Annotated in this window: 10 protein-coding genes; all 10 read right to left on the bottom strand. The window is 61.2% G+C overall.

The genetic code is table 11. The annotated features are described in order from the left end of the window. Positions 1 to 95: 95 nt before the first annotated feature. The 10 genes from ACFO3S_RS09230 to ACFO3S_RS09185 all read right to left on the bottom strand — a co-directional run bounded on the left by ACFO3S_RS09230 (position 96) and on the right by ACFO3S_RS09185 (position 18,613). A complete protein-coding gene (locus ACFO3S_RS09230; protein ID WP_378094637.1) occupies positions 96 to 1,202 on the bottom strand; it encodes a glycoside hydrolase family 88/105 protein in 1,107 nt (368 codons plus the stop codon). Continuing rightward, positions 1,199 to 4,288 carry a hypothetical protein gene (locus ACFO3S_RS09225; RefSeq protein WP_378094635.1) on the bottom strand — a complete coding sequence of 1,030 codons (3,090 nt, stop codon included), beginning with the start codon at positions 4,286 to 4,288 and terminating at the stop codon, positions 1,199 to 1,201. Before ACFO3S_RS09225 ends, ACFO3S_RS09230 begins: the two co-directional genes overlap by 4 nt. Before the next feature lie 36 nt (positions 4,289 to 4,324). Then, positions 4,325 to 6,121 carry a sensor histidine kinase gene (locus ACFO3S_RS09220; RefSeq protein WP_378094634.1) on the bottom strand — a complete coding sequence of 599 codons (1,797 nt, stop codon included), beginning with the start codon at positions 6,119 to 6,121 and terminating at the stop codon, positions 4,325 to 4,327. 7 nt (positions 6,122 to 6,128) lie between these two features. Then, positions 6,129 to 7,736, bottom strand: a complete 1,608-nt coding sequence (locus ACFO3S_RS09215; protein ID WP_378094632.1) for a response regulator — start codon at positions 7,734 to 7,736, stop codon at positions 6,129 to 6,131. Between the two features lie 99 nt (positions 7,737 to 7,835). Further along, positions 7,836 to 8,717 carry a carbohydrate ABC transporter permease gene (locus tag ACFO3S_RS09210; RefSeq protein WP_378094630.1) on the bottom strand — a complete coding sequence of 294 codons (882 nt, stop codon included), beginning with the start codon at positions 8,715 to 8,717 and terminating at the stop codon, positions 7,836 to 7,838. A gap of 4 nt (positions 8,718 to 8,721) precedes the next feature. Continuing rightward, entirely contained in the window at positions 8,722 to 9,639 is a 918-nt protein-coding gene (locus tag ACFO3S_RS09205) for a carbohydrate ABC transporter permease (protein ID WP_378094628.1), read from the bottom strand. Positions 9,640 to 9,739: 100 nt separating this feature from the next. Further along, positions 9,740 to 11,260 carry an ABC transporter substrate-binding protein gene (locus ACFO3S_RS09200; protein WP_378095028.1) on the bottom strand — a complete coding sequence of 507 codons (1,521 nt, stop codon included), beginning with the start codon at positions 11,258 to 11,260 and terminating at the stop codon, positions 9,740 to 9,742. Between the two features lie 68 nt (positions 11,261 to 11,328). Beyond that, entirely contained in the window at positions 11,329 to 16,800 is a 5,472-nt protein-coding gene (locus tag ACFO3S_RS09195) for a fibronectin type III domain-containing protein (protein WP_378094626.1), read from the bottom strand. Positions 16,801 to 17,182: 382 nt separating this feature from the next. Beyond that, the gene (locus ACFO3S_RS09190) at positions 17,183 to 17,641 is read right to left on the bottom strand and encodes a GNAT family N-acetyltransferase (RefSeq protein WP_378094624.1); all 459 of its coding nucleotides are present in this window, start codon (positions 17,639 to 17,641) and stop codon (positions 17,183 to 17,185) included. 318 nt (positions 17,642 to 17,959) lie between these two features. Beyond that, complete coding sequence (locus ACFO3S_RS09185; RefSeq protein WP_378094622.1) at positions 17,960 to 18,613, bottom strand: alpha-L-rhamnosidase C-terminal domain-containing protein; 654 nt, start codon at positions 18,611 to 18,613, stop codon at positions 17,960 to 17,962. Positions 18,614 to 18,767 lie beyond the last annotated feature (154 nt).

The raw sequence follows: 18,767 nt of genomic DNA, 5'->3' as shown, positions 1-18,767 counted from the left end.
TTTCACCGATCCTGCCGCTCCGACGATTTTCCGTTAAGCCCGTTATTCTGCTCCTATTCTAACAAATTGCAATACCGGATGCGAAGAAAATGGGTTCAACGATCCTCTTCCGCAGGAGGAACGCCCTCTCGAGCCTGCAGCGCCGGATCCTCGCACAGCATGAGGAGCGCCAAGCCCTGGCCCCAGAAAGCGGGAACGATCGGAACCTTTTTGTAGGCTTCGAGATCGGGCTTCACGTCGGTGCCGTGGGAGACTTGCTCCAGCTCGCCCCGCTCGTTGACAAGGGGCCGGACGGCGGCTTCCGCTCTCTTCGCGCAAGACAGCAGCGCTTCCGGCAGAAAGCCGGAGCGGACGCCCCGTCTCAGGCCGTAGGCGATGCCCGCCGTCGCCGAAGCTTCTCCATAGGCTTCCGGATCGTCGAGCAGCGTGCCGAACAGGCCGTCTCCGCGCTGTGCCCGGGCCAGCGCCTCGCCCAGCTCGACAGCCTGGCCGATCGCCTGATCGCGCCCGCCGAAAGACTCCGGCAGAATTTCCAGCATTTCCACCGCGCTGACGAGAATCCAGGCGTTCGCCCGTCCCCACAGCGCGCCCGACATCCAGTCGCGCCGTTCGCAGTTCCAGGCGTGGCGATACAGCCCGGTCCGGCCGTCCCGCAGCGCATTTAGATGAACGTTCAACTGAAGAGCCGCTTCCCTTGCATACGCGTCGGTCCCGTCTAGCGCCCCCATCTTGGCAAGCAGGATGCAGGACATGAACAGCGTATCCGCCCAAATCTGCTCCCGGAAGCCCGGACCTTGCTCGTTCACCGTATGCTCGAAGGCGCCTTCGCGCGTCCGAGGCGCCTCCTTCAGCAGCCAGTCGCAGCCCGCTCGGCACGCCTCCCCGTAACGCTCGATCCCCGTCTCTCGATAAAGCTCAAACACCGCCAGCAGGGGAGCGATTCCGTTGATCGTTCGGCGGAGCTCCGCCTGGGGAAGATACTCGTCCACCCATGCCCGCGCGAAATCGCCGTAATAGCGGTTCCCCGTGCGCATCCACGCCCGGCAGACGCCGTATAGCCCGACTCCCGCCGGCCAATCCCATTCCGTCCGGTTAAGCGCGATGTTCCCGTCGTACGGAACGTCGCTGATTCTCCGAACAAGCCGATCGATTAGCGCTGCGGAGTCCTCCGCATTCGCACGGCTTTTTCCGATATTCGTCATGGCGCACCCCTGTCCTTTCCGTTCAGCCGAATGATCCGGCCCGTTGTCTTCATTCCCCCGGCCATCGACAGTCTCCATCCCGACGGGCCCTCGTCGGCGAATTCGAACGTCCAGCCGCTCTCTCCATGGTCGATGCGGCCCTTCAGAGCCTTCTCCCCCTCCTCCTGGATCGAGACCCGAGGCGACGGCCAATCGATCTCGTCCGCCGAGATGTAGAAGACGTTAAGCGGCCTTAGTCCGCAATGAAAAGCGAACTCGGTCGTTCGGAATTGCCCTGTCGCCGTATCCGCGTCCGTATCCGTACGAATCTCCGGACGCTCCGTCGACAGCGGGACAATCGTCAGCCGGCATTCCCCGACGACCGCATTCACTCCGGACATCTCCGCTGCCGAAGACGCCGCATGCTCCCCCGCCGCATGGAACCGTATGACCTGGGGCAAATCCGTATCGCATACGTCCGCGAGCAGGTAAGACGTCGGCGACAGTCGCACGATCGTCCGGGCATGCTCCAACGGCCTTTTCATCGGATAGGCCAATCGGTTCGCCTGAACGAAGAACATGTGGACCGGATCGTAAGCTGTCGCGTACGGAAACTCCGCCGAGCCGTCCCATTCGGAGATCCACCCCCGGTTGAAGCGGAAAAAATAATTCATCGGCTCGATATCGCGCAGCGTCCATCGGCTCTGGCCCCGGTGTCCGAGCTTCTTCTCCGGGTCGCCCTGGACGCGGCTGAATGCGGAATCGACGATCAGCGCATGCCCGCGGGCGTATAGCTGGATGCTTCCCTCATCGTTATGGTGATGTCCCCACGCGCTGCCGCTGCGCAGTACGAGCAAGCTGTCCCGCCCCCGCTCATCCCGGGAGCGGAACATGAAGCCAAGTCCCCGAACGTACTCGTCTTCCCAGGGCGGGACTCTCTCCGGCACCGCCAGCTCCCTCGTTCCGTTCATCTCGCGATAGGCCCAGGCGAGCCGGCCCGCCAATTCCGGATCATGGGGAGCGACGGCAAGCGCGTATTCCGCGTACTGTTCGCGATACAGAGCAACCTCGTCGAAATGGTCCCCGAGCGCAGCCATCGTCCGGGCGCCGCCGTTCTCGGCATAACGGGGCGTGAATTGGCGCAGCGCCGAGCCGAGCAGCTCGCGGAACTCGGCATCGGCGAATTCGTCGCCGGCGCCGTCCTCTCTCCTGCGGAGCAGGAGCGGCAGCAGCGTATACAGAACGTGGTGGTAGTACGTATGGCTCTCCTCCCACACGCCGCTGTCCGGGTACATGTGGAACTCTTTCTGCCGCCGCCACATTGCGGCGAATTTATCCCTCCACGCCAGAGCCGACGGATGGTTCGGGAAAATCTGCGCGGCCGTCGCGAAAACGTTAATAATGTCCGTGTAGAAATTCTGGTTCGCCATGCCGGCCATCGTCGGCTCCACCGCACTCTCGTCTCCGATCGGAAGCATCGTCGACAAGCCCGGATAGTAGTGGTCGGAGGCGTACAAATAGGCCAAAAAAAGCAGCCTGGCTCGGCATCGCTCCCGCTCTTCGGGAGTCATGCCGCCTTCCGCGGCCGCGCGCTCGAACAGAAACAGACAGGGCGCGATCATTCTGCCGTCGACGCAGTTGACGTGGGAGGCGCCCGCTCCGTTCCAGAAGCCCTCCGTCATGTCGCGCGCATACTCGGACATGCGGCGGATCCGGTCTCGCCCGAAGCTTCCGGAGAACCGGGCGAGGAAGTGCGGCTCGAGCACGCCGTTCGGGTATGCGAACCGGGACCCGATGGTCCCGGCGGCCGGTCCGTCCTCGTTCGACCCGCTGCCCGCCGGCTGCCCCGCGCTTCCGGAAGCCCTGCCGGTTTCGCCCGAAGCCGCTTTCGGCGCCACCGCCTCATCTGCTGCCTCCGCCGCCGTCTTCTCCGAAAGCTCCATGGCCATGATCGTCTCCAGCGAGACGACGCCGTGGCGCGTCTGCAGCCTGCGAAGGCCCCCCTCCGTCACGAATTGCCGATCCGCGACGACGAGGGCGCTCCGGCGTTGGCCGCGCACGATCCAGCTTTCCACGTTGACGTGCGGGACGTTCACGCTTTCTCCCCGGGCGGCGATGCGCTCGGGATGACCGGTCCAATCCGCCTTCGCGTCCCAGGGCGTCTCCTTGCGCGTGCGCGGATCGTCCCGCTCCCACCTTCGGAGCCACAGCTCGACATGGTTCAGCCGGTTGCCCCGCCAATCGCCGCCGTTCAGCGCAACGAAGCCGACCGTCTCCTCCCCTTGGGCAAACCCGACGGCATAACCGTCGGACAGGTCGTGCAGCTGCGAATACTGGTTCCACGAAGCGAGTCTCGCCAGCCGGCGATCGAACCGGTTATGCAGCGGCACAGCCGTGCATGCGGCAGTCGAATCGAGCAGCCAGGCCTCGACGGGCAGATCCTCTCCGGAGAAATCCCATATCAGTTGAGCTCCCGGCTCGGTATCGAACGATTCCTCCAGCCGAACGTGCCGCTGGCCGGCGTCCATCGTCAGCACCGCCTCGTACCAGCCGCCGTTCCAATCCGCCCGGTACGCGTAGACGACGCGAAGCGGACCGCTTTCCAGGACCGTGCCTTCCCACCGCTCGGCCGGCCGCCGCGTATCGAGGTAGCTGCGTCCTCTCCACGAGCCTCCGGGCGCCCGCATCCGGCAGACCGGCCCCGGCGGACCGATCCCCGCATCCGCGCCCTCCGCCGCTCCGTCCGCTTTCCGCGTACCCAACGGCACCTCCAGCTCCATCCGGCCGTTCGACAGCCAAGCCCGGCAGCCGTCCGTTCGGACGGAATTGCGCCATCCGGGTGAAGGAGCGATTCCCTCCGGCGCCGGAGTCAGAACCAGCCGCTCGTAAGGCGCCGCTTCCAGCTCCAGATAGATGCCCGAGCCGTCCTTCGCCGCCTGGTAGAACACCGGCTGACCGCCTGCGCTCCCGTCCTTCGCCGCGACCAGCCAGCCGGTCTCCGGCAGGCCGGCGGACGCGACGGGGATCGTTACAATCTGTCTCTCATGGGCGAAGCCCAGCTCTTCCTTCCACTCGATCCGCAGCGGATCGACGTTTATCCTGATCATAATTCGCTTGCCTCCGTCATTCCGAAGCGGACCCCGCTAGCCCGCCGGAAGCCGGACGACGACCCGCGTTCCGACCCCTTCCTCGGATTCGAAATATAGGCCGTATTCGGCTCCGTGCTTCAGTTGGATCCGTTCGTTCACGTTTTTGATCCCGTACGAGCCGGTCAGTTCCCGCGAGTGTCCCGTACGGAAAGCCGCATTAATTTCGTTCAGCCTGGCGGGCGGGATGCCAATTCCGTCGTCGACGACGATGAGCCGGATGCCCGCTCCGTCCCGCTCCCCCAGCACAGTGACCGTTCCTTGGCCGTCCTTCGGGAAAATGCCGTGATGCAGCGAGTTCTCGACGAGCGGCTGAAGGATAAGCTTCAGGCACGGCTCCTCGGCGATAGCCGGATCCACGTCGAACGCGTACTTGAACTTGTCTCCGTACCTCATCCGCACGATGGACAAGTAATTCTCCGCGTGGGCCACCTCGTCGCGGATTTTCACGATATCCATGCCGCGCGACAGGCTCAGGCGGTAGTACCGGCCGAGCCGCGAAATAATGCGGGTCACTCCGTCGTAATCGCGGCTCTCCGCCAGCCAGATGACCGATTCCAGCGTATTGTAGAGAAAGTGCGGATTGATGTTCGCCTGCAGCGCCCGCATCTCCGCGTCTCGTTCCTTGCGGTGGCTGATCTTGAGCTGATTCATCAGCTCGTTGATCCGCGTCACCATCTTATTGAAGGTCAGGCTGAGCAGACCGATCTCGTCCTTGCTGCGGATATCCATCTGCACGTCGAAGTTGCCGCCCTTAACCTGCTGCATCTTGCCGGTTAATCCGCGAATCGGCTTCGTGATCGAATAGGCCAGCAGCCAGGCGGCCAGAATCGAGACGAGCAGCAGCCCCAGGACGACAAGCCTGACGCCGCTGACGATATCGTTTCTGTCCTTCAGCAGCTCCCGGATCGGAGCGATTCCCACCGTTGTCCATTCGACGTCCTCCAGCCGCTGGAAGACGTACAGGCTCGGCTCGCCCCGATAATCCGCCTGGAAGCTGCCGCTGAAGGCCCGGATCGCGGAAGAGAACAGCCCTTCATCCGCTCTTCCTCCGACTGCCGTTCGATCGGTGCCCGTGATGACATGGCCGGACTCGTCCAGCACGTAAAATTCGGTGCCCGAAGGCGTGTGAATATTGTCGAACAGCTCGTACAGGCTGCTTTCCTTCACATTGATAATGAGAGTGGACGAATAGTTGACGCCAAGATCGTACAGATCCCGAACCAGCTTCAGCACTTTGCCGTCGGCATAGCTTCGGCTGTCGTAGTCGATCGGGTGAGTCGGAATCCAGACGATGCCCCGCGTGAAATACTCTTCCGCATAGCCGTAATAATGCTCGATGTAGTCCGTCACGCCCGAGCTGTAATAGTCGAAATCGGCGGAAGGGAAGAACCGCTTGTCGCGGCCGTTCACGAGAAATACGGACAGAATGCCGGGATCGGACAGCGCGTACTTGTTAATGACGGGCTCGACCTCCTTGTTGAAGGCCGGATCGTTCCCCCGCCGCTGGTCCGAAAGCTCCGGCAGCGACAGAAGAGTCGGATCGTTAAAGATAAGCTGGGACGTATTGACGTACATGCCGATCCGCTGCTCGATCAGCTTGTTCGTCTGCTCCAGAATGTTGCCCAGCTCCTGCTCCGCCTTGTCTTCCATCGTGTCGGAGAAAATGCGGAGCGTCACGATCAGCGATACGCTCAGCGTCAGCGCCATGACGACCGACGTCGTGATGAAAATCCGGAAATACAAGCTCGAGCCCCGCAGGGCGGACCATGCTTTCGCCAGTCTTCTCCTCATCGGCCGCCTACCTCAAGTCGCGGTATTCCGTCGGATTGAGGCCGGTATGCTTCTTGAACAGCGTGCTGAAGTAGAACGGGTCCCGGAACCCCGCTCCGTAGGCGATCTCGGATACGCGCAGAGTCGTCTCGCGCAGCGCCCGCTTCGCCTGGTCGAGCCGCACCTTCGTCACGTAGTCCGTAAACGTGCTGCCGGTCTCCTGCTTGAACAGCTTGCTGAAGTAGGTCGGGTTCATGCCCAGCCTCTCGCTCAGCCCGTTAAACGACAGATCCTCCCGCGAGTAATTCGCCTGGATGTACTCGACAGCCTCCTCGATGACCCGCCTTTTCCTGTCGCCCCGCTTATCGAGAATGTAGCGCGACAGGTCGACGAACATCGTCTCCAGTTCCTGCTTCAGCTCGTCGATCGTCTTGGCCGCGAGAATGACGGCGTACGGATTGTATTCCTTCCCGTAGATCTCCTTCAGGCGCGACCCGGATACGATCAGTTGGGTCAGAGAGGCGGCCACGAATTCGGTCACGTGCGACTTGACGTCGGAATGGCCGGCCCCCTGCAAATTCCGCAGCGCCTCGAACAGCCTCTCCAGCTCCTCGCGCGCCTGTTCCTCCCGGCCTGCCCGGATCGCCGCGACCAGCCGGCCGGCGTGCTCGCCCGAAATGCCTTCCCAGGCTCCCTGGCTCTGAAAATGGATCAGGTCGTACGGTACGACGCTGTCCTTGCCGACGAGGAAGCGGTAGTCCATCGCCTCCAGCGCTTCCCGGTACGAGGACGCCACCTCGGCCAGATCTTCCTTCAGCCCGCCGAGACAGACGGATACGGTCAGCCCGAAGATCGACCTCGCCTTCTCCCGGATGGCTTCCGCGAAAGCGTACAGCTCGTTCGAGTGCTGCAGTCCCGAGAGCACGGCGATCGTCTCCCCGCCTCTGCCTTGGAACGCGACTCCAGTCCCGGATTCCTTCAGCTCGCCGGCGACCTCCTCCAGCAGCAGCAGAGACAGCAGATCGGTCCGGCTTCCGCCGCCGTCCGCCAGCGGAATGCCCTGCTCCGCTCCGTCGATCGCCGTTACGGTGACCGCGTACCGCGCCGGTCCCGGCTCAAGATCGACCGATTGCAGCCTGCCCGGAATCTCGCCAGCCGACAGCCTCCCGGAGATCCAGTCGTTCAAATAGCGGTCCCGCAGCAGCGGCAGGCTGCTCCGAAGCCTTTCCATCGTCACGCTCATTTGGCGCTCGGCCCGGCGCATCGACTCGACCTCTTCCTTCGCCTGAACGACCGCCTCCTCCAGCTCCGGGCGGGTGAACGGCTTCAACAAATATTTCATGACGGACAGCTCGAGCGCCTGCTGAGCGAATTCGAATTCCTCGTATCCCGACAGGATGATGATCTTGATGTTCGGATAGCGCTTTCGCGCCTCCCGGCTCAGCTCGATTCCGTCCATTCTGGGCATGCGAATGTCGGTGACGAGAATATCGATCGGCTCCCGCTCCAGCACGCGGAGCGCGGCCAGCCCGTTCTCCTCGACGCCCGCAATCTCGATGCCGTATCCGCCCCAATCGATATGGCTGCGAATTCCGTCTCGAATCAGCGCTTCGTCGTCGGCGACCAGCAGCTTCATGTCATCCTTCCTCCTCTACGGTCGTGTACAGAGGGGGTTCAATACGTCCGATTGGAATCAGCGGCGCTGATAGTCGGACCTGTTGAACTCGCACTTCTACTACTTTTCGCTAGAGGACAAGACGAAATCCTGCATCAGATACTTCTGGCTGACGAAATATAATAGAACCGGAACGATGGCCATGACGAACGCGGCGCACATGACGTAAGACCACTGCACGTAGTAGACGTGAGAGAAAATCGTTATGGCGACGGATATCGTTCTCTGCAGCGGATCGTTGCCGACGTACATGAGCGGACCGAAGAAATCGGACCAATGGCCGTTCACCTGCTGAATCAGAATGAGAATCAGCGGCGCTTTAATATTCGGCAGCACCATTTTCCATAGGATCATCAGGTTCCCGGCCCCGTCGATCTTCGCGGATTCGAACAGGCTGACGCTTAAGGTCAGCATGAACTGGCGCAGGAGGAACACCGTCGCCGGACCCGAGCCGAGCGCCGGAATGAGCAGCGGCCAATACGTGCCGGTCCAGCCCCAGTTCGCGAACATGACGTAGTTGGGAATGAACATGACCGTCGTTGGAATCATCATCGTCGCCAGCAGGAAGAAGAACAGCTTATCCCGAAGCGGAATACGGTAATACGAGAAGCCGTACGCGACAAGGACGGACGACACGAGGAAGAACAGCGTTCCGAACACCGTGTAGTAGACCGTGTTGCCGAGCGCGGGCAGAAATTGAAAGTCCTCCTGGGTCAGCGCGTCCCAATAATTTTTCCAAAGAAACTGCTGGAACCATTTTCCGGCAAGCGTAAAGGTATCGCTTTGCAGGGATGCGCTGATCATCCACAGGAACGGAACGATGAACAAACAGGAAAATAAAATCGTGACGGCGTACAGCAGCATTCGGACGGCGACCCGTTTCGGGTTATCCCGTCTTCCTCGGAGCGCCGAAACCGAAAGGCCGATGTCGGATTGGGCCATACTCTTAACGCCCCTTCATGTTTTCATAGTATACCCAGGCTTTAGACGAACGGAGGATCAACGAGGCGAATACGGCGATGATGGCGAACAGCACCCAGGAAATGGCCGCCGCGTAGCCGAATTGATAGTCCACGAAAGCCGATTTGTACAGCTTCAGAAAAATAAAATACGTCGCGCCGTTCGGACCGCCCCAAGTCGGAAGATCGTTCGTGTTGCTCGTCAGCACGTAGGCCTGCTCGAACGCCTGCAGATTGGCGATCAGGCTTGTGACGACGTTAAACAGAATAATCGGAGAGATCATCGGCAGCGTGATTCTCGTAAACTTGGTCCACGCGCCGGCCCCGTCGATCGTCGCCGATTCGTACAGAATGGTCGGAACGCCCTGAAGCGCCCCAAGATATAAAATAATGCCGGTGCCCGCCGAGAAGCAGTTCATGATGACAAACGCGGGAAGCACCGTCGACGGATTTTCCAGCCAGTGGGACGGCTCCGCTCCGAACAGGCCGGTCAGCTTGTTGAGAATGCCGCTCTCGGCGAAGACGAGCCGCCAGAGCACCGCGCTTGCTACCCCGGGAATGACCGCTGGCAGATAGAACAGCGTGCGCCAGAGCGAAAGACCCTTCAGCTTCTGATTCAGCAGCACGGAGAAGAACAGCGCCGTCAAGAAGGTCGCCGGAACGTTAAGCAGCACGAACCTGAACGTCACGACGATGGAAGAGAGCGTCTCCGGGTCGTTCAGGAACAAATCCCGATAATTCCGTAGCCCGATCCATTCCGGCGGGGACAGCACATCGTATTTCGTCATCGAATAGTAGATCGACATAAAAAAGGGACGGATAAAAAACATGGAGCATCCGACGATCCACGGCAGGATGAACAAAATGCCGGTGACCGCTTCCCTTTGCGACATCTTCCATTTCATAGGAACGCCTTCCTTCGCTTTCGATAGATCCCGGGGCGTCCGCCTGACGGGACGGCCCCGGGGAGGGCCGGCGGACGCGCCGCCCGCCGGCTCTCGATCCTTACTGCTGATCGGCGTCGTATTTCGCCCACGCTTCGGCCGTATCCTTCACCTGCTGCTCGTAGAGCGGACCGATAATGTCGCCGAACTGAATCTTCCCCTTGCGAATGTCCGGTATCATGGCGTTGAGCTGATCGATCGGCTTCTGTCCCGCCGGATACTGCTTCTGGTATTCCGTCGGAACCGTCTGGGAAGGCTGCTTGCCCTCCTCGATCAGGTGCTCGCCCAGTTGCATCAGAATTTTGGCCGTCTGCTCCCCGACCTGATCCTTCAACAGATTAAAGCCGTTCGTACCGGAGAACTTCGGAAGGTTGCCGCCGGAGAAAATGTTGTAGTTCTCGCTTTCGAATTCCGGCGAATGATAATATTTGACGAACTCCCACGCCGCTTTCGGATACTTCGTATTGGCGAAGATGCGCGGTCCGGCCGCAGAGAAGCCGTGCACCCTGAAAGCGTCCTTCATGCCGGCCTTGTGCGGGTACATCGTGAACGAGTACTCGATCGGCTGCTTGCCGGCCTTCTCCCGCTCGGGATTGGCGTTGTCCTTGAAATAGCCGAACGCCCACGAGCCCATCCGCCGCATGACGACCTTCTCGTTCTCAATGTTGATGCCGGCCGCCTTCGTGTCCATGTCCGCCGAAGGCGCCACCTGATGCTTCAGCGTCAGATCGTTCATGAATTGAATCGCTTCTATTGCCTCCGGAGACGCGTAATTCAGATTGTCGGCCATGACTCTTCCGTTCTCGATCAGCGTGTTGTACACGCCGACCGTCGCCGCCCAATCGGTGCGGCCCCAGCCCCAGTTGTCGTCGGTGCCGTAGATGTCGACTTTGCCGTCGCCGTCCGTGTCCACCGTCGCTTTTTTCAGCACTTCCACGTACCGGTCCCACGTCCACGTCTCGTACAGCGGATCGTCGAACGATTTTGGCAGCATCTCCTCGATGCCCAGCTCCTTGGCCAGATTAACGTTGTACCACAAGCCGTATACGGCGCTGCCGCTCGGCAGGTAGTAGATGTTGCCGTTGTAAGGGAGATGCTCGAAAATGTCCTGGTTCAGCCACGGCCATTGCTTGACTCCGTCGCGCTCGATCAGCTCGTTGAGCGGCATCAGCACGCCTTTGTCGTAGAACGGGATGTAGTCGAGATCCAGGGCGGTCAGGTCCGCCGTCTGCTTCGCGGTCACCTTGGAGAGCATGAATTGCCTCAGCTCCGCATCCTTGAGGGCGATTTCCTCAATCTCCACCTTGACGCCGAACTTCTGCTCGAACCCGGCAGCCGCCTGCTCCAGCGCGGACTTGGAGCCCCAGATTTTCAGCACGGCGCCCTCCTCGACCTTCGCCTCGTCCGTCGAAGGCTCCGCGCCTGCCGACGGGCTCGACGCGCCCGCCCCGGACGGCGTCGCGGACGAAGGCGCGGCTTCATCCTTGCCGGAGCATCCCGCCAGGATGACGGTTAAGGCGACGATAGCCGACAGCAGCGCGGTAAACATGGATTTCGTTCTGTTCGAATTCGCGTTTGGCATAGACACTTGAGATCCTCCTTGAGTTAACCTGTAGGGTTGATGAGCTTGCTTTGAGCCTTACGTCAATATCAGTCGGGCCCCCCGTCCCCGATCGGAAAAAACGGAGGATGCGGGATCGCCGAGGAGAAGGCCATATTTCCGTGAAACGGTTCTCCGATCGACGAATCCGCCGGATCGCCGGGGAATAACGGCGTCTGCCAGACGAGGAGAGAGACGATCGCGCTCTCCGGACGTTCGTGGGATTGCGGATCCGCGCTCTCCTGCGGACCGCCCTTGCTCCTGTCCCGGAGCATCAGCCGGATCGTATACGACTCGCCTCGAACGACGGCCGTTCCCTGCACGAAGGCGCTGTCGCCCGAGACAGTCATCCAGTCGATGGCTTGCAGCTCCAGATCGTTGCCCGATCCGTTCGTTTTCAATCGCATTCGTCCGAGCGCGGAGCCGTCAGGTCCGACGCTCAGATCGGCGCGGATGTGCAGCTTCGATTGGCCGCCGCCATTGTCTCCGCCCGGCCATTGGAACGTTCCGGGCAAGTTCGTGTGACCGTTGACCTGAATTCGGGCGGAAGCGTCGACGACCGCGAGCGTCGCTGTAGTCGCCGCGACCCGGTACCGCGAATTCGGCAGAAGCTCCGTCTCCACTTCGTACAGCCCCGCTTCCAAAGTCGTCGGCGACGGGAACGAGCCGGCGGCATCCGTAGAATAGACGGCTTGCGAGACGGATATGCGCGAACCGTCGGCCTCTAGCCGGTACAGCCGCTGCAGGACGGGCAGTCCGTTCAGGTCCCCCGCTTCTCCGTCGTCCTGTTGGACGACTTGGGCGGACAGGTTTACGAACGAGCCCTGCAGAGCGACCGTCGGTCCCGTATAACGGATCTCCGCTTCCTCCTTCGCGATCGTCAGCGCGTTCTCGTCCTCGGACGGCTTGAAGGCTCCGTCTCCCGCGAACGCCGCTCGAATCGGAACCGCCGAGGACGGCTGAGCTTCCTCCGTTTCCAGCAGCGCTTGATAGACCAGCCGCGCAGTCCCCGACGCATCCGTCGCCGCGGCGCCGAACTCCGCGCCGGAGGCGGCGCCGAAGACGATCGTCCGGCCTTCGAGCGGGGAACCGCCCGCATCGGTCAGCACGGCCGTTAACGTCGTCGAGTCGCTATACGTCCCCACGGCCGGTTCGAGCTGCAGCACCGAATCCGCCGCGTTCGGGACCTCGCCGTTCTTGAAGCCCCAGCGCGGCACGAGGCTGCCTCCGCGATCAATGGCTCCTGTACCCCAGAACGGCGCGAACGTATAAGCGCCGGATTGAACTTGCCCGGCTTCCTTCGTCCACTGCGAAGCGCCTTTCCCTCTCGTTCCCGCGTCGTTGATCGAGAAAGAGAATTTCCCTTCGTGCGTCTGTCCGGCGCCTAACGAGGAAAGCTGCCCCCCCAGCTCCGGAACGGCGTCCCAGGCGACGGCGATTTCGTACGTCGTCCTGCGGGCTGCATCGTCCCGAACAACCTTCATCCTGCCTTCGGTTCCTCCCGCCTCCGAGACGTCCATCGGGCCGATCGGCGGCGTGAAATTCGCGTTCGTCGGATAGTACGTCTGCATGTTCGTTCCGGGCGCCGTGTGGCGATGCAGCTCGGGTACTCCGTTCTGCGCGAGCGTACCGACGAACAGGTAATCCATGTAGGAGCCCAACGCTTTGTCGTAATGCGGATCGCCCCGCAGCAGATCGTCCGGATTGTTCTCGATCGCGTCGAACGCGAGCTGCACGCTGTCCGCGTTAAAGGCGAATCCGTACGGATCCTCCGCAAACGGCTTCGGCGAGGACTGATTCTCGTCCGGCACTTGCGCCTGGAAGTAGAAGTAGTCGTCATCCCAAGCGGTCTTGACCGTGTAGACGACATTCTCGAACGAGCCCGGATCGTTCAGGATTTCGTCCGCCTTGCTCGGATCGAGCAGCAGCTCCAAGTAATCCCGGCTGCCGTTGCTGATCATCGTCACGGGCAGCACGTCGTCCCAGTCGCTCAGGTCGCCGTCCACCGCGATCGTCTTTTTCGGCGCATAGGCCGCCTGGATCGTCTGTTTGCCTTGCTGCGTACGGGCGACGTTCCCCAATTCGTCGTACATGTCGAAGCTGTACTCGACCAAATACCGGTTGATGTCGCTCACTGCCGTCTGCGAGGCGGGGAAGGACAGAATCGTTTTCTGGCCGGGCTGCAGCGGACCGACTTGGACGGAATTCGTCTGCAGGGTCCAGCCTTCCGGAGCGACGAGACGGAGCAGCCCGCTAATCGCATTCGAGGAGGCATTCTCGACCTGCACGTCGATCTTCGTCCCGCTCGGTTGAACGGGCCCGGTCAGACTGAGCGGACTTATGATCAGCGGCTTCTCGAAATCGAAGAGGGCGTTCGTCAGCATCGCCTTCAGCGCTTGCGGCGCAAGGTCCGATTCGATGTACAAGGTCTCCCACGGCTTCAGTTCGACCGTAACCGTCTCGCTGCCGCCGGCCACCAGCTTGCCGAGATAGTCGTACACTTTGACGTTCTGCGCTCCTCGCAGCGTGACCGTGCCGGAATAACCGCGTTCCGAGTAGAGCGCCGCCGTCGCCTTGCCGTCCTTCCGCTCGAACAGGAAGCCCCATGCCGACTTGGATTGCGGATACAGCTCTTCAACGAGCTCGCTGTCCTCCAGGAAATGGGTCATGGCGGAGTAGGCCATAACCGCCGGCTTCGGCGCTTTTCCGTCGTAAATGTTCAGCGTGTCCCCCGAGAAGTCTTTGTCGTAGGACAGCGCGAACCAGAACATGCGGATGGGCGTATCGCCGGCCGCCAGCTTATTCAGCAAATAAGTAGGAGCGACCGTCCGGGCCACGCCGTATTTCTGCTCCGCCTGCGGCAGGTCCGGGAAGTGCAGCGTTTCCGCAGTGCCGAGCTCCGTCTGCCACATTCCGCCTTGGCCCCCGCCCAAGGACCAGCTATCGTCCATCGCTTTCTGCAGCTTGATGTAGGCCAGCAAGGAAGGATCCGGGAGCCCGTAAGGATGGTTCGTCGAACCGTCGATATACCCCGTGTTCGCCGATCCTCTCGCATACACGATGTCGCGCTGGTAGGAAGTCGATCCGCCGCCGATGAGCATGACGTCCGGGTAGTGCGGCTTCACCCGCTCCCAGATCATCTTGGCCATATCGCGGTAATCCTGGGCGTCGCCCGTCTTCCACGTCCATCCGTGAACCCATGGCTCGTTCCACAGCTCCCAATATTTCACCAAATCTTGCATAGGCGCGATGGAGTTGTACACCATCTCGACGTGGGCGGCCATGTCCAGAGGGCGATTCTGATGGCGCGACAGCGCTTCCCCGTTCGGGCCGGGCGCGACGTTCCACGGCATATTGTAGTTGATCGCCCCGAGCGAGCTGACGCCGTACGATTGCCAATCGAGCACTTCCTGCCGCGCTTTCGCGATCTCCTCCGCTCCCCAGAATACGCCAGGAGAAGGATTCACGATCGGCGGATCTACAGCCTTGACGCCCCGCCGCCATTTTACGCCGATTTTTTGGGCGATCTGCTGCATGATGGCTTGATCGGCTTCCGTGCGCAGGCCGAGCCCGAACATCGAATCCTCCTTCACGCCCTCGTGCGGCGGCCGAACGGCGCCGAATGCCAGACGGGTCGGTTCTCCGGCAGAAGACGCCCCTTCTTCCGACACCTCCAGCTGAAGAACGTAGTAGTCGGCTTCGGTCAGCGCCGTTGTCGGGATCGTCATCGTCCGGAGCTCGAACGCGTCCGCTTCGAAGGGGATCTCCTCCTCCCATACCGTCGTCCGCTCCCTCGCCAGAATCGAGGCCTTCACAGTGCCGGAGGTCGCGATCGGCCGCCTGTTCTTAAGCTCGACCGCGACGGCCGGAACCGGGGGCGCATTCGGATCCAGCACGTACAAGCCCGTCGGCTCGGTCAGCGCGGCGCTTCGAATGACCGTTTGCTCCGGTTGAATGCGCCGGACGTTCACCTGATCGAACGTTGCCGTCGCCAGCTGAGAGTTGTTCCGGCTCGACACCGCCAGACCGACGTACACGGTTCCGGACATTGGCAGCTCCTGCTGTCCGACCAGCTTCCATTCGACTCCGTCGGCCGAGGAATAGCCGCTGATCATCCGATCCTCTCGCACGAGCTTCATCCAATACGGAGCGGCGACCTTGGCGCCGTTCGTATTGACGCTATCCCCGCCCGTCCCGGCCCGGCGCTGGAACACCAGACCGCTGGTCGGCGTAACGGCCATCAAGGCGTGCTTGGAGGATTTCGTTAAGCTTTCGCGAACCATGACCCCGGCCTTCGCCGAGCTGTGGGCGGCCGCGAAGCCGGACACTCTCGCGACGATCTCGCCGTCTCCCGCCCACGGCCGATAGACGTAATGGAACGAATCGTCCCTGCCCCAGATGTCCGCTCCCGAAGCCTGAACCGTGATCGCTCCGGTACCTTCGTCGTACGCGGCGCTTCCCGCAACGCCGACCGAACCGATATCGAGATTGCCGAACGGCGCAGGCAAATTCCCGGCGGATGGCTCCGTCGTTGCCGTGACGGCAGCGCTCGCGGCCGATTCGTTGCCCGCCCCGTCCCGCGCCGTCACCTCGAACGAGTAGGCCGAATTCGGCGACAATCCGATGGCCCGGTAGGTGTTCGTACTTCCGTTAACCGCCCCGGCAAAGACTCCGTCGCGATAAATGTTGTAGCCGGTCACTCCGACATTGTCCGTCGAAGGGGACCACGCCAGGCTGACGGTCGTATCCGTCTGAGCGGCAACGATCAATCCGGCGGGAGACGAAGGCGCTTCGTCGTCGGAAACGGGCGGCGGCACAATCTCGTAGATCGCCAGATCGTCGACGGCATACGCCTCGTCCGTCCCGTTCGTATCCGCGCGGACGGAAAACCGGAACTCGATGTACGTGATTTTCCTTTCTCCGCCATTCGGGACGACGTTGAAACGGAAGCCGGGCAAATCCTCGTCGTCGATTTTCTCGAGCGTTTCGCTTCCGTCCGGCTCGTCGTTCCGGTAAGCGTTGGTGCCGACAATGACGGCTTCATCGGTTGGAAACCTGGGGATCAGCGCATTGTCGTAATTGCCGAATTGAATGCCCGCTTTAATATCCTTGGCGACGGGCTTGTCGCTCGCCGCGCGGCGCTCGAGCTTGAATTCGTAGACGAATTCGACGGGCGCCGTTCCGACGGGCAACGAATAAACTTCGTTGATTCGATCGAACAACGCTCCGCTTGCGATTCTCGCCGTAAACAAGCTCGCAGCATTGGAGCCGAGCGAAGCGTCTCTTAGCTCCATGGCCGGATTGCCGGCGATCTCCACGATCGACAGCGTGCCTCCGGTAGCGGTGTTCGAAACCGCGAACGGGCTGTATCCGCTTTCAAATCCGGTGTTGAAATCTCCTGCAAGCAGGTTGCCCGACCTCGACTCGCCTTCGGCCGCGTTTGCTTCGGAAGCGACGAAACCATTGGAGAAGAACAGAACGGCCGCCAGCGCGACGACCAGCAATCGCTTACATTTGTCCATGTCTTATTCCCCCCTCTTCGAAATAAATTCTTGATTCTCCGATTTCAAATGCCGAACCTTGCGCCGGTAGCTACCTGATCTTACTGTACCAAGGGCGGTCCCGTACCGGAATAGACTCTGTTGCGATTTCCTTGAATTTCATGACGTCAGCTTGACGTCAAGGGACACCGATGCCGATCGGCGGCCGGCCGCGGCTCCCGTCGACCCGCAGCAAAAAAGCCGATCGAGGTCAAGACCGCCGCGGTCTCATCCTCAATCGGCTTTCTTCGCCGAGTGTGTCGCCCATGCCGGGCGCACCCACGAAAAAACGGGCAGGATACCCGAAAGGGATCTTGCCCGCTTGGGCTTGGCAGAGACGACACTCCGTCAGGCAGGCGCTCCTTTATTCCAATTCAAGGGTCATAAACGCGCTGTAAGGATCCTCGACGTAGTCCGCGAACGGCTCGCAGTAGCGGAAGCCGAAGCTTTCATACAAGGTTCTCGCCGGTAAGAACAAATCCATCGATCCCGTCTCCAGGCTTAGCCGGCGGTAGCCCCGCCTCCTGGCTTCGTCCACGATATGCTGCAGCATGCGCCTGGCGACGCCCTTCCTCAGATGGGCCGACGCCGTGCGCATCGATTTGACCTCTCCGTGCCGCTCGTCCAGTTCCTTCAGCGCGCCGCAGCCCATCAGCTCACCCTGGTCCCATACGCTCCAGAAAGCGACGTCCGGCCGTTTCAGCCCGGTCAGATCCAAGGCATGCACGCTTTCGGGAGGAGCCCCCTCCGCCATCGAAGCCAAATGCTGCCGAATAAGCTCCCGCACCTCATCGCCCGTCAAATCGTCCGGTTTGATTTCCACGCTTACCACTCCTACACACCAAGTCGACTCCATTTTTGATATCGAATTCCCGACGCCACCGTCTACGAAAAAATGCGCCAAGAAGCCGAAACACGGCACCGCGCAATCCCGGTTATCCATCGAATACCGGACTAAGCTCTCCGCTGCTAATGACGCAAAGCTCATGCCATGCTCGGGTGCATGCCACATACCCGGAGGAATCCAGTAATATTTCAATTCGGCGCATCCCCTCTTATTCCTTTTGATCGCTCTCGCAGGGCATGGAAAAAAGAGCAGCCCATCGCGATGGATGGAACTGCTCCTGTTCTGCGAAAGCAATCAATTCGAGCCTGCCGACGGGAAGCGAAAGCGGTACGAACCGGAGCCGACCGTCAGCCGGACTCCCTCTCCCGTCTCCGCGAGCGACCGAACGCCTTCGACCGCCTGCAGCGGGGTCCCGCTCTCCGTGACGTTCGCCAGCCGCGCGCCCGGCAGCAAAATGTCCGCGCCGGCATTGGCCGGAACGTCGACCTCGACGAGAACGTCGCCGCCCTCCGCGCGCCACCCGGAAGCCGCTCTCCCGTAGGCGGATTCGAGGCTTGCGCGGGCGAACGTCAGCTCTCCGTTCGCGCACCCGGGGCGAATTTTCGCCAGCTTATAGGCGGGCGCGCTGTCGTCCAGATCCAGCAGGGCGTCCGGGGGGCTGCCGACGGGTCTGATCTTAAAGGAAACATAGCCGACCCGGTGGTCGCCGAAGTCGGCGATCACCGATTGCCCTTTGCCCAGCTCCCGGCTTGCCAGCGCATCGATTCCGGCCTCTCTCTCGACTCGCCATCCGTGCGTCGCCGAATCGTCGGCCTCGACTTTCACGAGCTGCTCCGGTTCGACTTCTTCGGTGAACAGGACGGGTTTCAGTCGCTCCGCCGTCCGAATCAGCCGTTCATCGCGCACGATCGCCGCATGGGCGGATTGAAATTTGGCTTGCTTTGTCATCCTCTTCGTACCTCCAGTGTAACGGTTTTCTCCACCCTACCTCTTTTTATTCTCCGGTAACATGCCCGATTGCCCGGTATTTTTATCCGATCATCAGATAAGCCGGATTGAGCGCAAAAAAAGAACCGCTCCTGGAAGCGGCTCTGAAGGAACA

The organism is Cohnella hongkongensis (genome assembly GCF_042654645.1).
Classification (GTDB): Bacteria; Bacillota; Bacilli; order Paenibacillales; family Paenibacillaceae; genus Cohnella; species Cohnella hongkongensis.
This window is presented reverse-complemented; position numbering and strand designations above follow the sequence as displayed.

Excerpts from the sequence above, each read along its gene's own strand:
- ACFO3S_RS09225 (WP_378094635.1), bottom strand. The coding sequence starts at position 4,288 with ATGATCAGGATAAACGTCGATCCGCTGCGGATCGAGTGGAAGGAAGAG.
- ACFO3S_RS09220 (WP_378094634.1), bottom strand. The coding sequence starts at position 6,121 with ATGAGGAGAAGACTGGCGAAAGCATGGTCCGCCCTGCGGGGCTCGAGC.
- ACFO3S_RS09215 (WP_378094632.1), bottom strand. The coding sequence starts at position 7,736 with ATGAAGCTGCTGGTCGCCGACGACGAAGCGCTGATTCGAGACGGAATT.
- ACFO3S_RS09185 (WP_378094622.1), bottom strand. The coding sequence starts at position 18,613 with ATGACAAAGCAAGCCAAATTTCAATCCGCCCATGCGGCGATCGTGCGC.
- ACFO3S_RS09200 (WP_378095028.1), bottom strand. The coding sequence starts at position 11,260 with ATGCCAAACGCGAATTCGAACAGAACGAAATCCATGTTTACCGCGCTG.
- ACFO3S_RS09195 (WP_378094626.1), bottom strand. The coding sequence starts at position 16,800 with ATGGACAAATGTAAGCGATTGCTGGTCGTCGCGCTGGCGGCCGTTCTG.
- ACFO3S_RS09205 (WP_378094628.1), bottom strand. The coding sequence starts at position 9,639 with ATGAAATGGAAGATGTCGCAAAGGGAAGCGGTCACCGGCATTTTGTTC.
- ACFO3S_RS09210 (WP_378094630.1), bottom strand. The coding sequence starts at position 8,717 with ATGGCCCAATCCGACATCGGCCTTTCGGTTTCGGCGCTCCGAGGAAGA.
- ACFO3S_RS09230 (WP_378094637.1), bottom strand. The coding sequence starts at position 1,202 with ATGACGAATATCGGAAAAAGCCGTGCGAATGCGGAGGACTCCGCAGCG.